This is a genomic window from Agrobacterium sp. MA01 (assembly GCF_009650195.1).
Taxonomy (GTDB): Bacteria; Pseudomonadota; Alphaproteobacteria; order Rhizobiales; family Rhizobiaceae; genus Allorhizobium.
Map to the genome: position 1 here is coordinate 3,763,813 of NZ_CP045854.1, position 20,362 is coordinate 3,784,174.

The following is a 20,362-nucleotide window of genomic DNA, read 5'->3' on the forward strand; positions in this document are numbered from 1 at the left end:
CACACGTATCCGACGCATGAACAGAGTGTATATTGCGGTCAGGGTTATAAACTTTTGATTAACGACGCGGCTTGAATCAGGCTTTTCTCAGAGAAGGTCCTGGAGAACCGGAATGAGCGGCTCGTCCGCCGGCGGCATCGGATACTCGCGAAGCGCCTTAGCCTTGACCCACTTGATTGCCTGCCCTTCCCGCCCCTGCGGAATGCCCTCATAGCGGCGGCAGATATAGAGCGGCATCAACAGGTGAAACGTCTCGTAGGTATGGCTCGCAAAAGTCAGGGGCGCGAGGCAGGCCACCTTGGTCTTGATCCCGAGCTCCTCCTCGAGTTCGCGCACCAGGGTTTCCTCAGGCGTTTCCCCGGCCTCAACCTTGCCGCCGGGAAATTCCCAGAGCCCGGCGAGCGACTTCCCCTCGGGGCGCTGGGCGAGCAGGATGCGGTTGTCGGTATCGACGAGCGCGCAGGCCGCGACGAGCAGGATGGGCTTCTTCACATCGCTCATGCAGACGCTTTCCGCCAATAGGCATAGCGATAGGCTTCCTCGAAGCCCATCTTCGTGTAGAGCGCCATCGCTTCCGTGTTGTCGGCAACCACCTGCAGCCAGGCGGTGCGGGCACCGCGCATGCGGGCCCAGCGCAGTGCAGAACTCAGGATCTCGATACCGAACCCCTGTCGACGGTGATCGGGACGGACAGCAAGCGACATGATGCCCGCGAGATCATTGTCCTGAACGCACAGAGCCGCCGCAAGCGGTCCCTTGAGGGCATCCTCGATCACAAAGAGGCCGGATGCCGGCTTGATGTTTCCAAGGATCTCAGCGAGCGCTGCCTTCAAACCCGGATCGCTGCCATGCACCGCGATATCGGCATCGACATAACGCCCGACATCCTGGGTCGGCAGATGGTCGAGAGTATCCGGGAAGGTCATGCGCCCGAGATCGCCGGTCATTGTCACGACCTCCTCGAAGCATTCCCAGCCATCGGACGCCAGAAAGTCGATCAGCGGCTTCGGCGAAAGCGGCGTCTGCCGCACCAGAAGCGGTCGCCCATGCGCCTCGAAACGCTTGCCGGCCTTTTCGATGCGCAGCGCGATATCGCGGCTATCCGAGGGATCGAGCGGCACGACACAATTCAACCGCTTGCCGGGATGTCCCCCAGTCAGGCGCACCTGCCAGCTTCCATCATAGACGACGCTGCTTGCCGGCCAGGCCCGAAAACCCACCGCTTCGAGGCGCCGGACGAGCGGCAGGTTGGGATCACTTACCATTGCATGCATTCAGACGTCAGCTCCGATAGTCGCCATTGATGGCGACATATTCCTTTGTCAAATCGCAGGTCCAGACCGTGGCCGTGCCGGAACCAAGACCGATATCGACGGTAACCGGAATGTCTTCCCGTTCCATGACGGCCGTGGTCGCCTCTTCCGAATAGGCAGGATCACGCTCGCCATTGACCGCTACGCGCACATCGCCAAACCAGATCGCCAGCCGATCACGATCGGCCATTTCACCGGACTTGCCGACCGCCATCACGATACGACCCCAATTGGCATCTTCACCGGCCACCGCCGTCTTGACCAGCGGCGAATTGGCGATCGACATCGCGATCTTCTTGGCCGCAAGATCGTTTTCGGCCCCCTTGACGGTGATCTCCACCATCTTGCGGGCACCTTCACCGTCACGCACAACCTGCAGCGCCAGATCCTTGAGGAGATCGTTCAGCGCCGCCCGGAAATCGCCGAGACGGGCATCATCTGCCGCCTCGATCTTCGCCTGACCATCCGCCGATGCGGCACAGGTCGCAAACAGCATCAGCGTGTCCGAGGTCGATGTATCGCTGTCGACGGTGATGGAATTGAAGCTCGGCTCGACGCCTGCAGACAGAAGACCCTGAAGGGCCGCCGGCGCGATATCCGCATCCGTCACAACGAAGGAGAGCATCGTCGCCATGTCGGGCGCGATCATGCCGGCACCCTTGGCAATGCCGTTGATGGTGACAGTCACGCCATCGATCTTCGCACTGCGCGTTGCGACCTTCGGATAGGTATCCGTGGTCATGATCGCCTTGGCGGCCTCGAACCAGAAGTCACCGGTCGCATCTGTCGCCATCTGCTCGAGGACGCCGGAAAACTTCGTCGCATCCAGCGGTTCGCCGATGACCCCCGTCGAGGCAAGATAGATCTCGTTCTCGCCGCAACCCAATGCTGCCGCTGCCGACTTCGCCGTCAGCTCCGTCGCAGCCTTGCCCTTCACCCCGGTGAAGGCATTGGCATTGCCGGAATTCACGACGACGCCGCGCGCCACGCCGTGCGAAAGGTTCTGCCGGCAGAAATCGACCGGAGCCGAAGGGCACTTGGATTTGGTAAAGACGCCCGCGACCGAGGCCGGTTCGTCAAAGGCCATCAACAGCACATCGGTGCGGTTCTTGTACTTGATGCCCGCAGCCGCGGTCGCCATCCGCACACCGCGGATCTGAGGCATGTCGGCATAGGTTTTCGGAGCGAGGGGAGAAATGCTGGAAGACATGGCGCGGCCCGTAATGGAAGGCCCGCAAACTGCGGGCCTTGGAACAAACAACGATTAGGGAAGAGCTTACTGCTGCTCTGCCGTGTTGGCTTCTTCGTAGCCCTTGCGCAGGGCTTCGTCGACGATCTCGATCTTCTGCTCGGTCTTCGCCTTTTCGATCAGCTCGAGATACTTGTCGCGCATCACGAGCTGGCGAACCTGCTGCTCGACGGCTTCGAAGGCCGGCGGCGGAGCATCGCGCTTGTCTTCGAGAAGGATCACGTGGAAGCCGAACTGGGTCTGAACCGGCGTCTTCGTGTACGCGCCCTTTTCGAGCGAGAAGGCTACCTCTTCAAACTCGGGGACCATGCGGCCCTTCGAGAAGTAGCCGAGATCGCCACCTTCCGTCTTGTTCGGGTCTGTCGACTTTTCCTTGGCGATTTCGATGAAGTCCTTGCCGGCATCGAGATCGGCAATGATCTGCTTGGCCTCTTCCTCGGTCTTCACCAGGATGTGGCGGGCGCGCACTTCTTCCTGCTTCGGAAGCGCTGCGATTTCCTTCTCGTAGCGCGCCTTCACTTCGTCTTCCGTGACAGCGTCGACAACATTCTTCTTGAAGAAGGCGTTATGCAGCTCGCGCTCGGCGATGAAGGCCATGCGGCGCTTGTATTCAGGATCGTCCTGCAGACCGGCGGCGGTCGCGTTTGCCGCAAGCAGCTTGACGTCGATTGCACCGGAAAGGGCAGCGACCTTCTTCTGCTCATCGGGAAGCTGTGCGAGCTGCGGATCGAGGTTGGCGATCGCCAGATCGAGTTCGGACTGGGTGATCTCGAGATCACCGACCTTTGCAACGACAGTGGCGTCCTGGGCGAAAGCCGCACCGGTGAGGGCCGAGAGGGAAACGCAGGCGGCAAGCACGATTTTGTTGAGGCGAAGCATGAAAGACCTTTCGGATGGTGAACCGTTTCAAGACCGTTCGAATTGGGCAAAAGATTGTCAGATGCCCGGCGACCGAGGGGATTTGGCACCAGCCTGCGCCGTTGACATCATTCGACCCCCCTCTTATCTGTCACGCAACCTCGCGTCCAGAGTAGTTTCAGGGCGCCTTGTGCCTATTCGTCCTCGCTAATGGTGGTTCGAAAGGTACGTCAACGATATGACGAAGGTCAGAAAGGACCATCGATATGGTCAGTCTTGGTGGACTTGCGCGCAAAATCTTCGGATCGTCGAACGACCGTCGCGTGAAATCCTATAACCCCCGCGTTGCTCAGATCGCAGCCCTCGAAGAGAAGGTGAAGGCGCTGACCGACGAACAGCTCGCCGCCAAGACGGCCGAGTTCCGGGCAGAGCTGGCCGCCGGCAAGACGCTGGACGATATCCTGGTACCCGCCTTCGCCGTCGCCCGTGAAGGTGCCCGTCGTGCGCTCGGCATGCGTCCCTTCGACGTTCAGCTGATCGGCGGCATGATCCTCAACGACAATTCGATTGCCGAAATGAAGACGGGCGAAGGCAAGACGCTGGTCGCGACACTTGCCGTCTACCTGAACGCCCTCGAGGGCAAGGGTGTCCACGTCGTCACCGTCAACGACTACCTCGCCCGCCGTGACGCCGCGACCATGGCAAAGATGTACGGCTTCCTCGGGCTGACCACCGGCGTCATCGTCCATGGTCTCTCCGACGATGAACGCCGCGCTGCCTATGCCTGCGACGTCACCTATGCGACCAACAACGAACTCGGCTTCGACTATCTGCGCGACAACATGAAGTATGAGCGCGGCCAGATGGTGCAGCGTGGCCACAACTTCGCGATCGTCGACGAAGTGGACTCGATCCTGGTCGACGAAGCCCGCACGCCGCTGATCATCTCCGGCCCACTCGACGACCGCTCGGATCTCTACAACACCATCGACGCTTTCATCCCGCTCCTGTCGGAAGAAGACTACGAGATCGACGAAAAGCAGCGCGCGGCCAACTTCTCGGAAGTCGGCACAGAGAAGCTCGAAAATCTGCTTCGCGAGGCAGGCCTCCTGAAGGGCGAGAGCCTCTACGACGTCGAAAACGTTGCGATCGTCCACCACATCAACAACGCGCTGAAGGCCCACAAGCTGTTCCAGCGCGACAAGGACTACATCGTCCGCAACGACGAGATCGTCATCATCGACGAATTCACCGGCCGCATGATGCCGGGCCGCCGTTACTCGGAAGGTCAGCACCAGGCGCTCGAAGCCAAGGAAAAGGTGCAGATCCAGCCCGAGAACCAGACGCTCGCCTCGATCACCTTCCAGAACTATTTCCGCATGTACAAGAAGCTCGCCGGCATGACCGGTACGGCAGCAACCGAAGCGGAAGAATTCGCCAACATCTACGGTCTCGATGTCCTGGAAGTTCCGACCAACCTGCCGATCAAGCGTATCGACGAGGATGACGAGGTCTACCGGACCGTCGAGGAAAAGTTCAAGGCGATCATCGAGGAGATCAAGGCCGCCAGCGAACGCAACCAGCCGGTTCTGGTCGGCACCACCTCGATCGAAAAGTCCGAACTGCTCGCCAACATGCTGAGCCAGTCCGGCTTCAAGGACTTCAAGGTCCTCAACGCCCGCTACCACGAGCAGGAAGCCTATATCGTGTCGCAGGCCGGCGTTCCCGGCGCCGTGACGATCGCCACCAACATGGCCGGCCGCGGTACCGACATCCAGCTCGGCGGCAATCTCGACATGCGCCTCGAGCACGAACTGGCCGAGATCGAGCCGGGTCCGGAGCGCGATGCGAAGACCGAAGCCATCAAGGCTGAGATTGCGGCCCTCAAGCAGAAGGCGCTCGAAGCCGGCGGTCTCTACGTCATCGCCACCGAGCGTCACGAAAGCCGCCGCATCGACAACCAGCTGCGCGGACGTTCCGGCCGTCAGGGTGACCCGGGCCGGTCGAAGTTCTACCTGTCGCTCCAGGACGACCTGATGCGCATCTTCGGCTCTGACCGTATGGACAGCATGCTGCAGAAGCTCGGTCTGAAGGATGGCGAAGCGATCGTCCACCCCTGGATCAACAAGGCGCTGGAACGCGCCCAGAAGAAGGTCGAAGCCCGCAACTTCGACATCCGCAAGAACCTTCTGAAGTATGACGACGTCATCAACGACCAGCGCAAGGTGATCTTCGAGCAGCGCATCGAGCTGATGGACGCGACCGATGTCTCGGCGACCGTCACCGACATGCGCCACGAAGTCATCGAGACCATGGTCGGCATCCATGTGCCCCCGAACGCCTATGCCGAGCAGTGGGATGTCGCCGGCCTGAAGCAGAAGGTCGCGACCACCCTCAATCTCGACCTGCCGATCGATGCCTGGGCCGCCGAGGAAGGCATCGCCGAGGACGACATCTACAACCGCATCATGGAAGCTGCCGACAAGGCCTATGCCGACAAGGCCGAGCGCTTCGGTGCCGAACTGATGACCTATGTCGAGCGCTCCGTCGTGCTGCAGACCATCGACAACCTGTGGCGCGAACACATCGTCAACCTCGACCACCTGCGCTCGGTCGTCGGCTTCCGCGGCTACGCCCAGCGCGACCCGCTGCAGGAATACAAGGCCGAAGCCTTCGAGCTCTTCCAGGCCCTGCTCGCCAACCTGCGCGATGCCGTGACCATGCAGATGTCACGCGTCGAACTGGTCCGTGATCCGCCCCCGGCCCCGACCCCGCCGCCGATGCAGGCCCACCACATCGACGCCACCACCGGCGAGGACGATGTCGGCGAAGGCTCTGCCGTTCCCGCCGGCGACCGCGATCCCCAGGATCCGAAGAGCTGGGGCACCGTCGGTCGCAACGAGCCCTGCCCCTGCGGCTCCGGCAAGAAGTTCAAGCACTGCCACGGCGCGCTCGAAGCGTGACCGCGAGGGCTTGAGGCTTTCTCAACCTTTCGCTTTTAACCTCTGACAAAAGGGGAACCGCGCCAAACGGCCCGGTTCCCCTTTTCCTTTGGAGGGCTTGATGTCGGCCATGACAGCGCGGGAGCACCAGTGGGATTGGCTGCGCGCCTTCCTGATGCTTCTCGGCATCCCCTACCACGCCGCCATGGCCTACAATGCCCGCGTCCTCTGGGACATTCAATCCCCCGAAAAGAGCGAGATCCTGACCTTCCTGAGCGGCGTGCTCGTGACCTTCCGCATGCCCGCCTTTTTCATGGTCGCAGGCTACTTCGCGGCGATGATGCTGGAAAGGCGCGAGCCAGCACCCTGGCTCCGCGGTCGTATCATTCGCCTCGGCATCCCCTTCCTCACCGGGCTGGTGCTGCTTGCACCGATCCAGATCGCCGTGATCGACCTCGAAAGCGCCCTTCTCGGCGCAAGCTCGATGTCGACGGCGCTCGATCAGGTTGGCCGGGACCTCGTCCATCCCGGCGCCAACTGGATCATGCATCTCTGGTTCCTGCCAGCGCTCCTCGCCTATAGCGGGATACTGGTGCTTCTCACCGCCGGACGGCGGTTCGAACGAGTTTGTCGTGTCATCAAGCAGACCGAAGGGAACTGGCGGACGCGCCCGAGGCTGGCGCTCGTATTCCTGATCATCGCGACGGCGACATGGGAGGTGATGATCCACCTTACGCATCAGGACATGCTGACGCGCCAGGGTGCCCTTCCCTATCTGCTCGCCCACGGCATCGATCCCTATCTCCGCTACCTGCCATTCTTCCTGATCGGCACCGTCCTGCGGGCCTCGCCGGAGATCCGCCAGGCACTCGTCTGGACGAAGGGCTACGGCCTTCCGGCATTCGGCGTGGCCGCCGCGATCCTTGCCGCAGCACTGCGCGGGGCGGAAGCCAGCGATGGGGGCATCGCCTACAACGCGCTCGACGGCGCGGCCGCGATCCTCCTGAGCCTCTTTTTCATCGGCATCGCCGAACGCTTCTGGAACCGCCCAGAACCGCGCATCGACCGCATCGTCGACGCCTCCTTCAGCATCTATCTGCTGCACCACCCGATCATCTACGCGCTTGCGGCGCTCTTCATCCTGGCGGAATGGCCGCCGGTCGTGGAGTTCCTCCTGATCTGCCTCACGACCTTCTTCCTCTCCTTTGGTCTCCACCGGCTGATCCGGCGCTCGCCCCTGGCACTTTTCCTCTTCAACGGCGTACCGATGTCCGGCAAGACCCGGGACGACGGGCGGCCGCAAGGCAGCATCACTACACTTCGTTAACCCTGATCTGTCATCACTGGAGCCCATACCCGACCCAGCGAGAAGTATTGCGTCCGTACCGATGACTGTTCTGGAAACAGCGGAAAAATGGTTGCCCGCGGGCCCGCGTCTGGTACGCGCGCTCCGCGCTGAAGACGAGACGGCCCGCGCCCAGCGCATGGCCGCGATCGCCTTTGCCATCCGCGTCGTCAGCGCCGCCATCGCCTTCATTTCGCAGATCATCCAGGCCCGCCTGATGGGCGAATTCGAATACGGCATTTTCGTCTTCGTCTGGGTTCTGGTCGTTCTCGCCGGCAATTTCTCCTGCCTCGGCTTCCACACCGCCGTCATCCGCTTCCTGCCGCAATACGACCAGGACAAGGCCGATGCCAAGATCCGCGGCTTGACCTCCACCGCACGCCTCTTTGCCATGACGAGCGCCAGTATCCTTGCACTTGCCGGCATCACGGCCCTGCATTTCTTCGGCAGCGGCATCGAGCACTATTACCTCGTGCCGCTCTTCCTTGCCGTTTTCGCCCTGCCGATGATCGCCCTCGGCGATGTGCTCGACGGCACCGCCCGGGCCAATCGCTGGGCCGTGCTCGGCTTGAGCCCCACCTATATCGTCCGCCCCGCCCTGATCCTCGGCTTCATGCTTCTGGCCGTCAGCGGGGGCGCGCCCGCAACCGCGGTCACCGCCATGCAGGCAGCACTTGCCGCAACCTATCTCACGACCCTCGGCCAGTTCCTGCTCGTAGATCGACGCCTTTTGAACCGCTACGACCGTGGCGATCGCAAGATCGATTTCGCCGGCTGGTTCAAGGTAGCCCTGCCGATCTTCTTCATCGAGGGGTTCGGCTTTCTCCTCACCAATTCCGATGTCATCGTCGTCGGCCTATACCTGCCGCCGGACCAGGTCGCCGTCTATTTCGCAGCCGCCAAGACCATGGCACTCATGCAATTCGTCTTCTTCGCCGTGAAAGCCGGAGCCACACCACGTTTCTCGACCCTGATGGCCGAGGGAAACAGCCAGGGCCTCGCCGGTTTTGCGGGAACGGCCGCGCGCTGGAGCTTCTGGCCCTCGCTGGCCGTCGGCGTCGTCGTCCTGATGCTCGGCGACATGCTGCTCGGTCTCTTCGGCTCAGCCTTTACCGCCGGATACCTGTTGATGGTGATCCTCTTTGCCGGCAATATGGCGAAGGCCTTGGTCGGCCCGGCCGAAATGCTCCTGACCATGGCCGGGCGCCAGCAGCTCTGCGTCGCCGTCTATGCGGTGGCTCTTGCCTGCAATATCGGCCTCAATATCACGTTGATCCCCGCCTGGGGTCTGGCCGGCGCTGCCACAGCGACCGCCACGGCCATGGTCGTGGAAGCCATGCTGCTACATATCGCGGTCCGCCGCGCACTCGGGATAGTCGTCTTCGCCTTTGCCGATCCGCATGCCCTGACGCCCCCCGCGGAGGCCGTCCGCACATGACCGACAGCATCTACGACGAGAGCATGAACAGCGGCGCCAACCGCCTGGTCGGCAGCCTTGCCGGTGCCCGCGTAAAGCCCGCGGCGGAGACGGAGGTCGCGACCGGCCGCCCCGGCCGTCGTCTGAGCGTCTATCCGAGCCAGATGGGCTACGAGCTTCAGGACGAACTCGACTACCTGACCTATCGGGTGATGGAAGCCAATGTCTTCTTCGCCCCGCGTTTCCTCGCCCCGGCCATGCCGCGGCTGGAGGAGCGCCAGGTGCGTTTCGCCGTCATTCGCGACGAGGACGAGCGCCGTTCGCGCCTGCGCCTTCTCTTTCCCTTCTCGATCGAAAAGCCAGGCTTCTCCGTCGGTCCCTCGATCATTCGAGTCTGGGCCAATCCCTTCGGACCGCTTGGCACGCCGCTGGTCGATGCCGAAGGGGCGGCGGAAACCATCGACAACATGTTCGATGCCCTTGTGGCGCCGGAGATGCGCCTTCCCAACGTGCTCGTCATTCCGGATCTGCGCCTCGAAGGACGCTTCACCCAGCTCGCCCGTGCCGTGGCGCTCGCCCGCGACCTGCCTCTGACCGTCACCAACGAATATCAACGGCCCATGCTGCAGAGCTATGTGGATGGCCCCGCCTATCTGCAATCGACGCTCAGCAAGAGCCACCTGCGCGAGATGCGGCGTCAGGCGAAGCTGCTCTCCGCGCAGGGCACGTTGAGCTACAATGTCGCGCGCCAGCCGGAAGAGATCCGTCTGCGGATGGAGGAATTTCTGGCGCTGGAAGCGAGCGGCTGGAAGGGGCGCAAGCGCTCCGCCATGGTCAACGACCGCTTGCGGGCGGCCTTTGCCCGCGAGGCCATCACCAATCTTGCCGAGGCCGATGCCGTGCGTATCCACACGCTCGACCTCGACGGTCAGGCGATCGCCTCCATGGTCGTCTTCATCATGGCCGGCGAGGCCTATACCTGGAAGACCGCCTATGACGAGCGCTACGCCCGCTTCTCGCCTGGCAAGCTCTTGATGGCGGATCTCACCGAATGGCATCTCGACGATGCCAACATCGAGCGCACCGACAGCTGTGCGGCCCCCGATCATCCGATCATGAGCCGCTTCTGGCAGGAGCGCGAAGCCATGGGCACCCTGGTGATCGGCCTGAAAACCAATGTCGATCGTGACGTCCGCCAGGTCGGTGCACAGCTGCATATGTACCGCAACACGCGCAACATCGCCCGCATTCTGCGCGACAAGGTACTCAATCGCCGCTTCGGCGGCTGATCACCGCGGTAGCATTGCGCGACCTCCACAGCATCAGCTGGCCTTGGCGATCTCCTGATCCCGCAACAGCCGACGGATCACCTTGCCGCTGGTCGTCAGCGGAAGCTCGGGGACGAATTCCACCTCGCGCGGATATTCGTGCATCGACAATCGGTTCTTCACCCAGTCGCGGATCTCCGCCGACAAGGCCGCCTGCGCCGTGTATCCTTCCTGCAGCACGACGAAGGCCTTGACGATCTCGGTCCTCAGAGGATCCGGTTTGCCGATGACGGCTGCGAGCCGGACGGCCGGGTGCCCGATCAGGCAGTCCTCGATCTCCGCCGGTCCGATTCGATAGCCGGACGACGTGATCACATCATCGTCGCGGCCGAAGAACTGCACATAGCCGTCTTCGTCCTGCCGTCCGAGATCGCCCGTCTTCATCCAGTCGCCGACGAATTTCTCCTCCGTCGCCTTGGGATTGTTCCAATAGCCGAGGAACATCACCGGATCCGGTCGCTTGATCGCCACCTGCCCGGTTTCGCCGGCCGGCAATTCCCGACCCTCGGCATCGATGATCGCCACCTCATGCCCCGGCACCGCCTTGCCGATGAAGCCGCCCTTGGAAACACCGAGATGCGCCGCCGAGGACAGCACGAAATTGCACTCCGTCTGGCCGTAAAACTCGTTGGGCACGATGCCGAGCACCGTCTTCACCCATTCATAGGTTTCACGCCCCAGCGATTCGCCCGCTGACCCGATGCTGCGCAGCACGAGATCATGGGCCTCGCGGGGCTTGTCGACCGCCTTCAGGAGCCGGAGTGCCGTCGGCGGGATAAAGGCATTGCGCACCTTCATCTCGGCCATGATCCGGAAGGCCATATGCGGATCGAATTTCTGCGCCGGCGAGGAAACGACCGGCACACCGAGCATCAGCGCCGGCAAAAGCGCGTTGAGCAGCCCGCCCGCCCAGGCCCAGTCGGAGGGTGTCCAGACCTTGTCGTCCGGTTGTGGCAGATAGTTATGCGCCAGCTGGAAGCCGGGGATGTGACCGGCCAGAACGCGATGTCCGTGCAGCGCACCCTTGGGCGGCCCCGTCGTGCCCGAGGTGTAGATCATCATCGCCGGCGTGTCGGGTCCTGTGTCGACAATGTCGAACAGGCCGGACCGGCCCTCGATCATCGAACGGAAACCGATGACATCGGGACCGGAGCCATCGACCGAGATCACCGTCTGCAGCGCCGGCAGACGCGCCTTGATGGCCTTCAGCCGCTGCAGGCCGAAACTGTTAGTGACGATCACGCGCGCCCCCGCATCCCGCAACCGGTATTCCAGCGCCTCTTCGCCGAAGAGCAGTGCAAGTGGCAGGGCAATCGCGCCCATCTTGTAGATCGCGACATGCGCAATCACCGTTTCAAAGCATTGCGGCATGAGAAGCGCCACACGGTCACCCCTGATGACGCCGATTTCCGTCAAGGCCTCGGCCAGCGCCGAGGATTGCGCCGAAAGCTCGCCATAGGTCATCGAAAGATGCCGGCCATCGGGTGAAAAGTGCTGCAGGCAAACTTGCTCGGGAAACTTCGCCGCCCAATCGTCGGCGACCGCCCGGCCGATGTTGAAATCGGCGGGAATGGTCCAGCGGAAGTCGCGGCGCAGGGCCTCGAAGGTCTCGCGCGGCTCAAGCAGCATGGCTGAGTGTCCGGATCGTCATGCTGTCAGTGCTAACACTCATCTCGCAAGCGCACAATAAGCCGCTCATCTCAGCGTAAACGTCCGGCAAACGGGAGAAGGATCGACGTTGGAATGGCCGGGAAACCGGTTGCCAGGCGAGGACATAGGCTGACCCGAAAACGGAAACGTCTGCACATCGAAGCGCACGGGCCGGCCGCAAAGGTCAGCCCTTGGCTTGGGCGCCCTCTGCGCGCATCAAGGCAACCAGTGCCTTCAACTCACCGGCACGCACCATCTGCGCCGGCGTCCGTCCGGCGAAGGGTTCGAGCTTCTGGCTGCGATACCACTTCTCCGCCGCCTCCTTCGCGCCGAGCCGCTTCATCGCAAGCGTCAAAACCAGTGCCTTGGCATCGGCGGGCGAAACCTTACCGGCCTCGATTGCCGCATCGATACGCGCGACCTGCGACTGGACCGACTGCTGCCGAAGCTTCTGGCGCATGGCCGCAACCTGCGGCGCAACGGGTGCCACGATGTTGATCTTCTGCTTGCCCTCAACAGGGGCGACAGGCGACGCGGCCAGAGATGCAGCAGTCTGCGACTTGCCTTTGCCCTTGGCGGCAACGGGCTGAGCCGGCACCTTCGGCAACAGGCCTGAATCCACCACCACCTGCTGCACAGGCTGCGCCATACGGATCTTCTTGCCGGTATTGCTCATGCCTTCTGCCTTTTTGAGATTGTGGTGCCCCATGCCGGAATCGAACCAGCACTCCTTTCGGAACTCGATTTTGAGTCGAGCGCGTCTACCAGTTCCGCCAATGGGGCACATGAGCGTCGGATGGACAGCGCCGGACTATACGAGCCGGGGTGCAGCGGTCAACGCCTTTTTCGAGCATCCCTTCACGCAAACGTTCAACGCTCGCGTCCGACGCGGCGCCAGCACCATTTACAGGCAGCCATGCGCCCCCTAGAACGCCGTGAACCATCTACCCACGGAAGCCTCAATGCTGCGTCGTATGTATGATTGGACGATGTCGCTTGCCGGCACTCGCCACGCCGATCGGGCCCTTGCTGGCGTCTCGTTCATCGAAAGCTCCTTCTTTCCGATCCCGCCGGATGTCCTGCTCATTCCTATGGTCATCAAGCGCCGGGACCACTGGTTCAGGCTGGCCCTCCTCTGCACGCTCGCATCCGTCCTCGGTGCATTTCTCGGTTATGCCATCGGCATGTTCCTGTTCGAGGCAATTGGACGCCCTATCCTCGCCTTCTACGGCAAGGAGGATGCCTTCGAACAGGTGGCGGGCTGGTACAACACCTGGGGTGGCTGGGGGGTGCTCTTTGCTGCGATCACACCTTTCCCCTACAAGGTCCTAACCATCTTCTCCGGCGCCACGGGGCTGAATTTCCTGGTCTTCACCATTGTCAGCATCATTGGCCGCGCGTTCCGTTTCTTCCTCGTAGCCTTCCTGCTGAAGCTCTATGGCGAATCCATTCGCCTCTTCATCGAGAAATATCTCGGTCTTCTTTTTACCCTTTTTATGCTGCTGCTGATCGGCGGCTTCTACCTCGTGAAATTCGCCCTGTGAGAGTGTTGCAGATGAACTCGATCCTAATACCCCTGAAGTCCGATGGCGCGCTTGCCGCCTTGCTTACCTTCGGCATGGCGCTCGTCGTGGGCTCCGCGCTCGGCTTCGAGCATATCGGCGGCTATATCCCCTGTGCGCTCTGCCTGATGCAGCGTAATCCCTACTATATCGGCATTGGAATCGGCGTCCTGGCCGTCCTTTCAACCGTCTTCCGCCTGCCGCCAGTCGTCACGAAGCTCCTGCTGATCGCCATCGCCATCACCATGCTGATCAGCGTCGGCATGGGCATCTACCATTCCGGCGTCGAGTGGAAGTTCTGGGAAGGCCCGTCAACCTGCGCGATCGGCGCAACCGGTGGCGACACGCCCGTCAATGTTCTGGAAGCCTTGAACGCCACCAAGGCACCGTCCTGCACCGAAGCGACGCTTCGCGTGCTCGGCCTGTCCTTTGCCGGCTGGAATGTGCTTACGAGTGCCGCCCTCGCCGCGCTTGCGCTCTGGGGCGTCTTCCGCAAGCCCGCTGTCTGAAGCGGATCCGAGGCGGCGCAATCCGTGCCGCCTTCAGCCGCGCTGCCGCCTGACCTCAAGGCTGCAGTTCGGTATCCCAGTAGAGATAGTCCATCCAGCTTTCGTGCAGGTAGTTCGGCGGGAAGAGCCGGCCGTTGTTGTGCAGATCCTGCACCGTCGGCCGGTAGGGTGCCTGATGCGGATGCATGCCTGCCTGCCTGGGGAGCTTCGATCCCTTGCGCAGATTGCACGGCGAGCAGGCGGCCACGACATTCTCCCAGGTCGTCTCGCCGCCATGGGCGCGCGGGATGACATGGTCGAAGGTCAGATCGTCGGGCGAACCGCAATACTGGCATTCGAACTTGTCGCGCAGGAAGACGTTGAAGCGGGTGAAGGCCGGATTCCGGGTCGGTTGAACATAGGTCTTGAGGCTGACCACGCTCGGCAGTCGCATCGAGAAACTCGGCGAGCAGACGGAGTGATCATACTCGGCGATGATGTTCACACGGTCGAGGAAGACCGCCTTGATCGCGTCCTGCCAGGACCAGAGCGACAAGGGATAATAACTCAGTGGCCGGTAGTCGGCATTCAGGACGAGCGCCGGCAGGGCCTGGGGAGAAACTGCAATCGTCAAGGGGTACTCCTGATCGATTCGGCATCTGCCCTTCTATATTAGGTCCGTTGTTACAGCATTGTGAAGCCTGAATCTTTGAGCCGCCTTGCGACCTCTCGGCGCGCCCTCAGCGGGGCAAGGCAGTGCGGCCTGTGATGCGGGCATAATGAGCCCAGAACAGCCTTGCGGCGACCGATCGGGCGGGCGCCCAGGCTTCAGCCAGCTCCGCCACAAGTTCCGGCGCGGGCCGTTCTCCGGCGAAGAAAACATCGCCCACCGAGATCCGAAGTGCCACGTCGCCGACCGGGAAGATGTCCGGATGGCCGCCGCAGAACATCAGGTAAACCTCGGCCGTCCAGGGGCCGATGCCCTTGAGCCCCGTCAGCGCCGCGATCGCGGCATCCGCCGGCATTTCTACCAGCTCGTCGAGCCGGAAGGGTCCACCGAGATCGGCCTTGGCGGCCTCTTCCAGCGCCTGCGCCTTGCCGCGCGACAGGCCGAATGTGCCGATCAGCTCGGGCCCGAGCGCCAGATAATCTTCCGCCAGCGGCCGGTTCCCCAGGACCGCCGTCATCCGCCGCCAGATGGCGTCGGCGCTGGCCCGCGACACCATCTGCGAGACGATGATCGAGGCGAGCCCCGCAAATCCCGGCGGCGACAGGCGAAGCGGCAGCGGACCGCAGGCGTCTGCGATCGGACAGAGCCGGGGATCGCGTGTCAGCAAAAGGGAAAGCCCCGCAGCGAGATCGGCCTCGCATCGGATCGTCGTCAAATCCGTCCCCTTTTCCTCATTCCACTCTCATGCGAAGGAAAAGCATGACCGAACGCGATCGTCAAACCACCGGACAGGATGCCCCCGTCTTTCGTTTCGCGCCGAGCCCCAATGGCCGGCTGCATCTCGGCCATGCGCTCTCTGCTTTTCTGAACGCCGATATGGCCGGAAAAACGGGCGGGCGCCTTCTGCTGCGCATCGAGGATATCGACCTGACGCGCTGCACGCCGGACTTCGAACAGGCGGTCATCGACGATCTCACCTGGCTCGGCATCCCCTTCGAACGGCCCGTCCGCCGCCAGTCGGAACACTTTCCCCTCTATCGCGAAGCTCTCGATAGGCTGCAAGCAATGGGGCTGGTCTATCCCGCATTTCTCACCCGCGGCGAGGTGAAGGCCCGTGTCTCAGCCTTCGAGCGCGAGGGTGGCCCATGGCCACGCGACCCGGACGGCGCACCGCTCTATCCGACAGAGGAGCGCATGCTGTCCGAGGCCGAGCGGGGCGACAAACTGGCAACGGTCGAACGTTATGCCTGGCGGCTCGACATCGACAAGGCGCAGCGTCTCATCGAAAAACCTCTCACCTGGCAGGAAACCGGCGATGGGCCGACAGGCGAGATTGAGGCGGATCCGGCCGCCTGGGGCGATGTCGTGCTCTGGCGCTCCGACGCGCCTTCGAGTTACCATCTGGCCGTCACGTTCGATGATGCAGCCCAAGGCGTGACCAACGTCGTGCGCGGTCTCGACCTCTTCCATGCGACCTCGATCCATCGCCTGCTGCAGACCCTGCTCGGCCTGCCCGCACCCGTCTACCACCATCACCGGCTGATCCTGGGGCCCGATGGCCGCAAGCTGTCGAAAAGCCTCGGCGACACGGCCTTGTCGGCGCTCAGGGCAGAGGGCAAGACGCCGTCAGATATTCGCGCCATGGTCGGGATTTGAGATCCCTGCGGGTGCCCCCTTCACCGGCACCACCCGGAATTTCATCAGTGCCGCATTGAACTCCGCGCCGATGATGAAGATCGCGCCGACCATGTAGAGAAAGACCAGCACGATCATGATCGAGGCAAGACCGGCATAGGTCGCCGCATAATCGGCGAAGGACGCGAGATAATAGGCGAAGAGAAGCGCGCCGACCAGCCAGAGCGCCAGCGTCAGGAGCACGCCGGGCAGAACGTCGAACAGTCGCCGCCGGCCGGCCGGCAGGCCGAGATGGAAAACCACGAGCGCCAGGACGAGGAAGAGAACGGTTCCGTAAACCCGCCAGTTGGCGACGGTCGCGAGAAAATCCTTGAGGAAGGGAAAGAGCTTTTCCGCATAGGCGAGCGCCACGGGTACCGCGACGAGGAGCGCGCTGATCGCCGCCAGCACGACGACGGCGGCCAGCACGAAACCGAGGCTGACGAGCCGCGTCACATACCAGGGCCGCGTCTCCGCCACCCGGTAAGCGCGGTTGAGCGAGACGCGCAGCGCCTCCACCCCGTTCGAGGCGAAATAGGCGGCTGCCAGCACCGAGATAGTCAGAAGCCCACCGCGCGGAATGGTCAACACCTGCACCACCTGGTCGGACAGCGGCTTGGCGATGGTCTCCGGCCAGGTGTCGAAAATCAGATGCACCGCCGTCTCGGCGAACTGGTCGGCGCCGAGGAAACTCGCAAGCGCCGTGCCGAAGATCAGGAATGGAAAAAGCGCAAGAATAGCCGACAGCGCGACATGGCTCGCCATCGCCCAGCCGTCGTCCTCGGTGAAATGCCAGAACGCGTCAAAGCCGACCTTGTAGAGCATACGCAGGAAAGTCGGCATCCAGTCTCCTCAAGAACGCGGGGCACGATTGCAGGCTGGGGCCGAATATGGGAAACCCATCGCCGTTTGCAAAGCAATAACGAGGTTTTCCCCGTGAAGAGCATCATCGTCACCGGTTGTTCCTCCGGCATCGGCGCCTACTGTGCCGAGGCCCTCAAGCGCGACGGCTGGCGGGTCTTTGCGACGGTGCGCAAGCCGGAAGACCTGGGCGCGCTCGAGGCGAAGGGCATTGAGGCCCTCGTCATGGATTACACCGACACAGCCAGCATCGAAACCCTTGTCGCTACGGTGTTCGACCGCACAGGGGGCCGGCTCGACGCGCTGTTCAACAATGGCGCCTATGGCCAGGCGGGTGCGGTGGAGGATCTGCCGACGGAAGCGCTCAGGCAGCAGTTCGAGACAAATCTCTTCGGCTGGCACGACCTGACCCGTCGGGTGATCCCGGCGATGCGAGCGCAAGGATCAGGCCGCATCGTGCAATGCTCCTCGATCCTCGGCATCATCCCCTATCGCTGGCGCGGCGCCTATACGGCCTCGAAGTTTGCGCTCGAGGGCCTCTCGCTCACACTTCGTATGGAACTCGAGGGCTCCGGCGTGCAGGTGAGCCTGATCGAGCCCGGCCCGATCGAAAGCCGCTTCACCGCCAATGCGCTCCACCACATCCGCCGCGTGATCGACCTCGAAAACTCTGTGCATGCGCAGGACTACCGCCGGCAACTGGCGCGACTCGATGGCACAGGCCCCGTCAACCGCCACAAACTCGGGCCGGAGGCCGTCTACAAAGTCCTCACCCACGCCTTGACCGCCCGGCGTGCCCGCCCACATTATCTCGTGACCAAGCCGGCCAAGCAGGGGGCCCTGATCAAGCGCTGGCTTCCGGCCGACCTCTTCTATCGACTGATGCGCTCGCTGGACTGACCGGCGACGAACAAAGGCTCATCCCACGTTATGTCCACATTCACCTATGTCCTCGCCATCATCGTCATGGGGCTTGTCGCCCTCGTCCTCTTGCGAGGCCTCTTCAACATGCTGAAAGGCGGCGACGGCAATACATCCAACAAACTGATGCAGGCCCGTATCGTGCTGCAGGCGATCGCGATCGCGCTGATCATGCTCACACTCTGGCTGACGGGCGGGGGACGCTGAAACCATGGTCAAGCTCAACAAGATCTACACCCGCACCGGCGATGACGGCACCACGGCACTGGTGACAGGCCCGCGCCGCCTGAAGCACGACCTGCGCGTCGACGCCTATGGCACGATCGACGAGACGAATTCAGCGATCGGCATCGCCCGGCTCCACACGGGAGAGATGCCGGAACTGGACGCCATGCTGATGCGCATCCAGAACGACCTCTTCGACCTCGGCGCCGATCTCGCAGCCCCCGAAACCGGCGAGGTGCTCTCCTACGAGCCGCTCCGCGTGATCGAGGCCCAGGTCGACCGGATCGAGAAGGAAATCGACCAGCTGAACGCCGATCTCGATCCGCTGAAATCCTTCATCCTGCCGGGCGGCACGCCCGCTGCAGCCTATCTGCACCTCGCGCGCACCACCTCGCGTCGTGCCGAGCGCATCATGGTCGAATTGTCGCGCTTCGACGGCGAGGAAGTGGGCGAGCCGGCGCTGAAATATGTGAACCGGCTGTCGGATTTTCTGTTTGTCGCGGCACGTCATGCGAATGATGGCGGCAGGGCGGATATTCTCTGGGTGCCGGGGAAGAACCGGTAGGCGACGACATATCTCCCCCCTTGCGGGGGAGAAAGCGAAATCGGGGAATTGGCCCGATCAGGGGCAAACCTCAGATTTCGCAAGAGGGGGCCTGCTGAGGTTTCTGCCCGCGCAACTTTGCCCCACTCTTGGAAAATCTGAAGTTTAGGCGGCTTGCGCGGACCTCAAGCCTTCGATTTTCCGTCCTCCCCCGCTAAGGGGGAGGCAGGAACTGCCTGTGTGGTACGCCCCCCTGTCCCCGCATCCCAACCTGCGCTAGCATCCGCCCAACAAACTCCGGCGAACCCGACGAGGCGCGATGTTCATTCCCCTGCACGACCGAAACGCGCTGAAGCACATCCGCAAGCAGTATGTGACCTTGGGGCTGATTCTCGCCAATGTCGTGACCCATGCGCTGGCGACACTGGCACCGGAGGCGCTCTACGAGATCGGGGTTTATGGCATGGGCTTCATACCGGCCGTCGCCTTCGATATTGCCGAGCTCGATCCGCGGCTGGTGCTGGTGCCGGAGGGGGCGACCTACGTCACCTATTCCTTCCTGCATGGCAGCTGGCTTCATCTGGGCTCCAACATGCTCTTCCTCTGGGTCTTCGGCGACAATGTCGAGGATGCGATGGGGCACTTCAAGTTCCTGTTCTTCTACCTTGCCTGCGCGGCCGCCGGCGCGCTCGTGCATGGGCTGGTTATGCCGGCGAGCGAAGCGCCGCTGATCGGGGCGTCGGGCGCGGTATCGGGCGTGGTTGCGGCTTATCTGATGCTGCACCCAAAGGTGCGCGTCTGGGTGCTGGTCTTCATGCGCTTTCCGCTGCCGCTCCCGGCCTTCATCCCGCTTCTCTTCTGGGTCGGCCAGCAATTCGTGATGCTGGTGATCGACGGTGACAGCAATGTCTCCTGGGGCGCCCATGTCGGCGGCATCATCGCCGGGGCGATCCTGGTGCTCTTTTTGCGACGTCCGGGTGTGCCGCTCTTCGATCGGGCGATCGTGACACCCAAGGCTGTCGAACACGCCGCGCCCACCGTGGATGTCGCCACAGTAGGCCCCTGGGGGCAAAGACCGGCCGGCGACACGAGAGCCCGGGACAGGGACGAGGCAGAAAACGGCGCAAAAACCACGGCATCGCAACCGGTTCGCAAGGTCACCCACTGGGGACGATGACAAGAGGTCGCGGCGGCAAAGTATTGACGTGAACGTCAACGTAAATTATTGCTGTCCGCCAAACGGCATCGATCGTTGTGTTTGGGAAAAAAATGCGTATCGATGTCGCCAATCGACAAACGGCGGAGCGCATCAGCG

20 protein-coding genes and 1 tRNA gene are annotated in these 20,362 nt (G+C 62.6%); 11 read left to right on the forward strand and 10 right to left on the reverse strand.

Features of this window, described 5'->3' with window-relative positions; translation table 11 throughout:
* Nucleotides 1-87 precede the first annotated feature (87 nt).
* The 4 genes from mutT to GH983_RS17990 form a co-directional block, all read right to left on the reverse strand.
* Nucleotides 88-501 carry an 8-oxo-dGTP diphosphatase MutT gene (gene mutT / locus GH983_RS17975; RefSeq protein ID WP_006728747.1) on the reverse strand — a complete coding sequence of 138 codons (414 nt, stop codon included), beginning with the start codon at nucleotides 499-501 and terminating at the stop codon, nucleotides 88-90.
* On the reverse strand, nucleotides 498-1,274 hold the full coding sequence (locus GH983_RS17980) for an N-acetyltransferase (RefSeq protein ID WP_153763138.1): 777 nt from the start codon (nucleotides 1,272-1,274) through the stop codon (nucleotides 498-500). The genes mutT and GH983_RS17980 overlap by 4 nt, the downstream gene beginning before the upstream one ends.
* Before the next feature lie 7 nt (nucleotides 1,275-1,281).
* Nucleotides 1,282-2,523 (reverse strand): bifunctional glutamate N-acetyltransferase/amino-acid acetyltransferase ArgJ, encoded by a 1,242-nt coding sequence (gene argJ, locus GH983_RS17985; protein WP_153763139.1) that lies wholly within the window; start codon nucleotides 2,521-2,523, stop codon nucleotides 1,282-1,284.
* 66 nt (nucleotides 2,524-2,589) lie between these two features.
* Nucleotides 2,590-3,441 carry a peptidylprolyl isomerase gene (locus GH983_RS17990; protein ID WP_153763140.1) on the reverse strand — a complete coding sequence of 284 codons (852 nt, stop codon included), beginning with the start codon at nucleotides 3,439-3,441 and terminating at the stop codon, nucleotides 2,590-2,592.
* A 245-nt stretch (nucleotides 3,442-3,686) separates the two neighbouring features.
* On the opposite strand from GH983_RS17990, the gene secA reads away from it, so the two are divergent.
* From secA to GH983_RS18010, 4 genes are all read left to right on the forward strand, one after another.
* Nucleotides 3,687-6,383: a preprotein translocase subunit SecA gene (gene secA, locus GH983_RS17995; protein ID WP_054149936.1), complete on the forward strand. Its 2,697-nt coding sequence runs from the start codon at nucleotides 3,687-3,689 to the stop codon at nucleotides 6,381-6,383.
* 100 nt (nucleotides 6,384-6,483) lie between these two features.
* A complete protein-coding gene (locus GH983_RS18000; protein ID WP_153763141.1) occupies nucleotides 6,484-7,689 on the forward strand; it encodes an acyltransferase family protein in 1,206 nt (401 codons plus the stop codon).
* Nucleotides 7,690-7,750: 61 nt separating this feature from the next.
* Complete coding sequence (locus GH983_RS18005) at nucleotides 7,751-9,145, forward strand: lipopolysaccharide biosynthesis protein (RefSeq protein ID WP_153763142.1); 1,395 nt, start codon at nucleotides 7,751-7,753, stop codon at nucleotides 9,143-9,145.
* Nucleotides 9,142-10,413 carry a GNAT family N-acetyltransferase gene (locus tag GH983_RS18010; protein ID WP_153763143.1) on the forward strand — a complete coding sequence of 424 codons (1,272 nt, stop codon included), beginning with the start codon at nucleotides 9,142-9,144 and terminating at the stop codon, nucleotides 10,411-10,413. The genes GH983_RS18005 and GH983_RS18010 overlap by 4 nt, the downstream gene beginning before the upstream one ends.
* A 33-nt stretch (nucleotides 10,414-10,446) precedes the next feature.
* On the opposite strand, the gene GH983_RS18015 is transcribed toward GH983_RS18010, so the two are convergent.
* From GH983_RS18015 to GH983_RS18025, 3 genes are all read right to left on the reverse strand, one after another.
* Complete coding sequence (locus GH983_RS18015) at nucleotides 10,447-12,081, reverse strand: AMP-binding protein (protein ID WP_153763144.1); 1,635 nt, start codon at nucleotides 12,079-12,081, stop codon at nucleotides 10,447-10,449.
* Nucleotides 12,082-12,286: 205 nt separating this feature from the next.
* Nucleotides 12,287-12,778 (reverse strand): hypothetical protein, encoded by a 492-nt coding sequence (locus GH983_RS18020; RefSeq protein ID WP_153763145.1) that lies wholly within the window; start codon nucleotides 12,776-12,778, stop codon nucleotides 12,287-12,289.
* 22 nt (nucleotides 12,779-12,800) lie between these two features.
* Nucleotides 12,801-12,885 (reverse strand) — tRNA-Leu (locus GH983_RS18025).
* 179 nt (nucleotides 12,886-13,064) lie between these two features.
* On the opposite strand from GH983_RS18025, the gene GH983_RS18030 reads away from it, so the two are divergent.
* A complete protein-coding gene (locus GH983_RS18030) occupies nucleotides 13,065-13,646 on the forward strand; it encodes a YqaA family protein (RefSeq protein ID WP_054149931.1) in 582 nt (193 codons plus the stop codon).
* Between the two features lie 11 nt (nucleotides 13,647-13,657).
* A complete protein-coding gene (locus tag GH983_RS18035) occupies nucleotides 13,658-14,173 on the forward strand; it encodes a disulfide bond formation protein B (protein ID WP_054149930.1) in 516 nt (171 codons plus the stop codon).
* A gap of 55 nt (nucleotides 14,174-14,228) precedes the next feature.
* Here the strand turns inward: GH983_RS18035 and GH983_RS18040 are convergent, their stop codons facing one another.
* Both GH983_RS18040 and GH983_RS18045 read right to left on the reverse strand, forming a co-directional pair.
* A complete protein-coding gene (locus GH983_RS18040; RefSeq protein WP_054149929.1) occupies nucleotides 14,229-14,786 on the reverse strand; it encodes an HNH endonuclease in 558 nt (185 codons plus the stop codon).
* 106 nt (nucleotides 14,787-14,892) lie between these two features.
* Nucleotides 14,893-15,537, reverse strand: coding sequence for a DNA-3-methyladenine glycosylase (locus GH983_RS18045; protein WP_153763146.1), 645 nt, complete (start codon nucleotides 15,535-15,537; stop codon nucleotides 14,893-14,895).
* Nucleotides 15,538-15,581: 44 nt separating this feature from the next.
* Here GH983_RS18045 and gluQRS point away from each other — a divergent pair, with 44 nt between their 5' ends.
* Complete coding sequence (gene gluQRS, locus GH983_RS18050; RefSeq protein ID WP_153763147.1) at nucleotides 15,582-16,478, forward strand: tRNA glutamyl-Q(34) synthetase GluQRS; 897 nt, start codon at nucleotides 15,582-15,584, stop codon at nucleotides 16,476-16,478.
* Here gluQRS and GH983_RS18055 read toward each other — a convergent pair.
* A complete protein-coding gene (locus tag GH983_RS18055) occupies nucleotides 16,449-17,339 on the reverse strand; it encodes a YihY/virulence factor BrkB family protein (RefSeq protein WP_054149926.1) in 891 nt (296 codons plus the stop codon). The two genes, gluQRS and GH983_RS18055, sit on opposite strands and share 30 nt — an antisense overlap.
* A 93-nt stretch (nucleotides 17,340-17,432) precedes the next feature.
* On the opposite strand from GH983_RS18055, the gene GH983_RS18060 reads away from it, so the two are divergent.
* The 4 genes from GH983_RS18060 (at nucleotide 17,433) to GH983_RS18075 (ending at nucleotide 20,224) form a co-directional block, all read left to right on the forward strand.
* Complete coding sequence (locus tag GH983_RS18060; protein ID WP_153763148.1) at nucleotides 17,433-18,257, forward strand: SDR family oxidoreductase; 825 nt, start codon at nucleotides 17,433-17,435, stop codon at nucleotides 18,255-18,257.
* A 30-nt stretch (nucleotides 18,258-18,287) separates the two neighbouring features.
* Complete coding sequence (locus tag GH983_RS18065; protein WP_006728764.1) at nucleotides 18,288-18,485, forward strand: twin transmembrane helix small protein; 198 nt, start codon at nucleotides 18,288-18,290, stop codon at nucleotides 18,483-18,485.
* Between the two features lie 4 nt (nucleotides 18,486-18,489).
* On the forward strand, nucleotides 18,490-19,068 hold the full coding sequence (locus GH983_RS18070) for a cob(I)yrinic acid a,c-diamide adenosyltransferase (RefSeq protein ID WP_153763149.1): 579 nt from the start codon (nucleotides 18,490-18,492) through the stop codon (nucleotides 19,066-19,068).
* Nucleotides 19,069-19,366: 298 nt separating this feature from the next.
* Nucleotides 19,367-20,224 carry a rhomboid family intramembrane serine protease gene (locus GH983_RS18075; protein ID WP_153763150.1) on the forward strand — a complete coding sequence of 286 codons (858 nt, stop codon included), beginning with the start codon at nucleotides 19,367-19,369 and terminating at the stop codon, nucleotides 20,222-20,224.
* Nucleotides 20,225-20,362 lie beyond the last annotated feature (138 nt).

Bases quoted from the DNA above. Each gene is read 5' to 3' on its own strand.
- GH983_RS17990 (WP_153763140.1), bottom strand. From the start codon at position 3,441: ATGCTTCGCCTCAACAAAATCGTGCTTGCCGCCTGCGTTTCCCTCTCG.
- GH983_RS18020 (WP_153763145.1), bottom strand. From the start codon at position 12,778: ATGAGCAATACCGGCAAGAAGATCCGTATGGCGCAGCCTGTGCAGCAG.
- GH983_RS17980 (WP_153763138.1), bottom strand. From the start codon at position 1,274: ATGCATGCAATGGTAAGTGATCCCAACCTGCCGCTCGTCCGGCGCCTC.
- gluQRS (WP_153763147.1), top strand. From the start codon at position 15,582: ATGACCGAACGCGATCGTCAAACCACCGGACAGGATGCCCCCGTCTTT.
- argJ (WP_153763139.1), bottom strand. From the start codon at position 2,523: ATGTCTTCCAGCATTTCTCCCCTCGCTCCGAAAACCTATGCCGACATG.
- secA (WP_054149936.1), top strand. From the start codon at position 3,687: ATGGTCAGTCTTGGTGGACTTGCGCGCAAAATCTTCGGATCGTCGAAC.
- mutT (WP_006728747.1), bottom strand. From the start codon at position 501: ATGAGCGATGTGAAGAAGCCCATCCTGCTCGTCGCGGCCTGCGCGCTC.
- GH983_RS18065 (WP_006728764.1), top strand. From the start codon at position 18,288: ATGTCCACATTCACCTATGTCCTCGCCATCATCGTCATGGGGCTTGTC.
- GH983_RS18000 (WP_153763141.1), top strand. From the start codon at position 6,484: ATGTCGGCCATGACAGCGCGGGAGCACCAGTGGGATTGGCTGCGCGCC.
- GH983_RS18070 (WP_153763149.1), top strand. From the start codon at position 18,490: ATGGTCAAGCTCAACAAGATCTACACCCGCACCGGCGATGACGGCACC.
- GH983_RS18035 (WP_054149930.1), top strand. From the start codon at position 13,658: ATGAACTCGATCCTAATACCCCTGAAGTCCGATGGCGCGCTTGCCGCC.
- GH983_RS18055 (WP_054149926.1), bottom strand. From the start codon at position 17,339: ATGCCGACTTTCCTGCGTATGCTCTACAAGGTCGGCTTTGACGCGTTC.
- GH983_RS18075 (WP_153763150.1), top strand. From the start codon at position 19,367: ATGTTCATTCCCCTGCACGACCGAAACGCGCTGAAGCACATCCGCAAG.
- GH983_RS18015 (WP_153763144.1), bottom strand. From the start codon at position 12,081: ATGCTGCTTGAGCCGCGCGAGACCTTCGAGGCCCTGCGCCGCGACTTC.
- GH983_RS18005 (WP_153763142.1), top strand. From the start codon at position 7,751: ATGACTGTTCTGGAAACAGCGGAAAAATGGTTGCCCGCGGGCCCGCGT.
- GH983_RS18010 (WP_153763143.1), top strand. From the start codon at position 9,142: ATGACCGACAGCATCTACGACGAGAGCATGAACAGCGGCGCCAACCGC.
- GH983_RS18030 (WP_054149931.1), top strand. From the start codon at position 13,065: ATGCTGCGTCGTATGTATGATTGGACGATGTCGCTTGCCGGCACTCGC.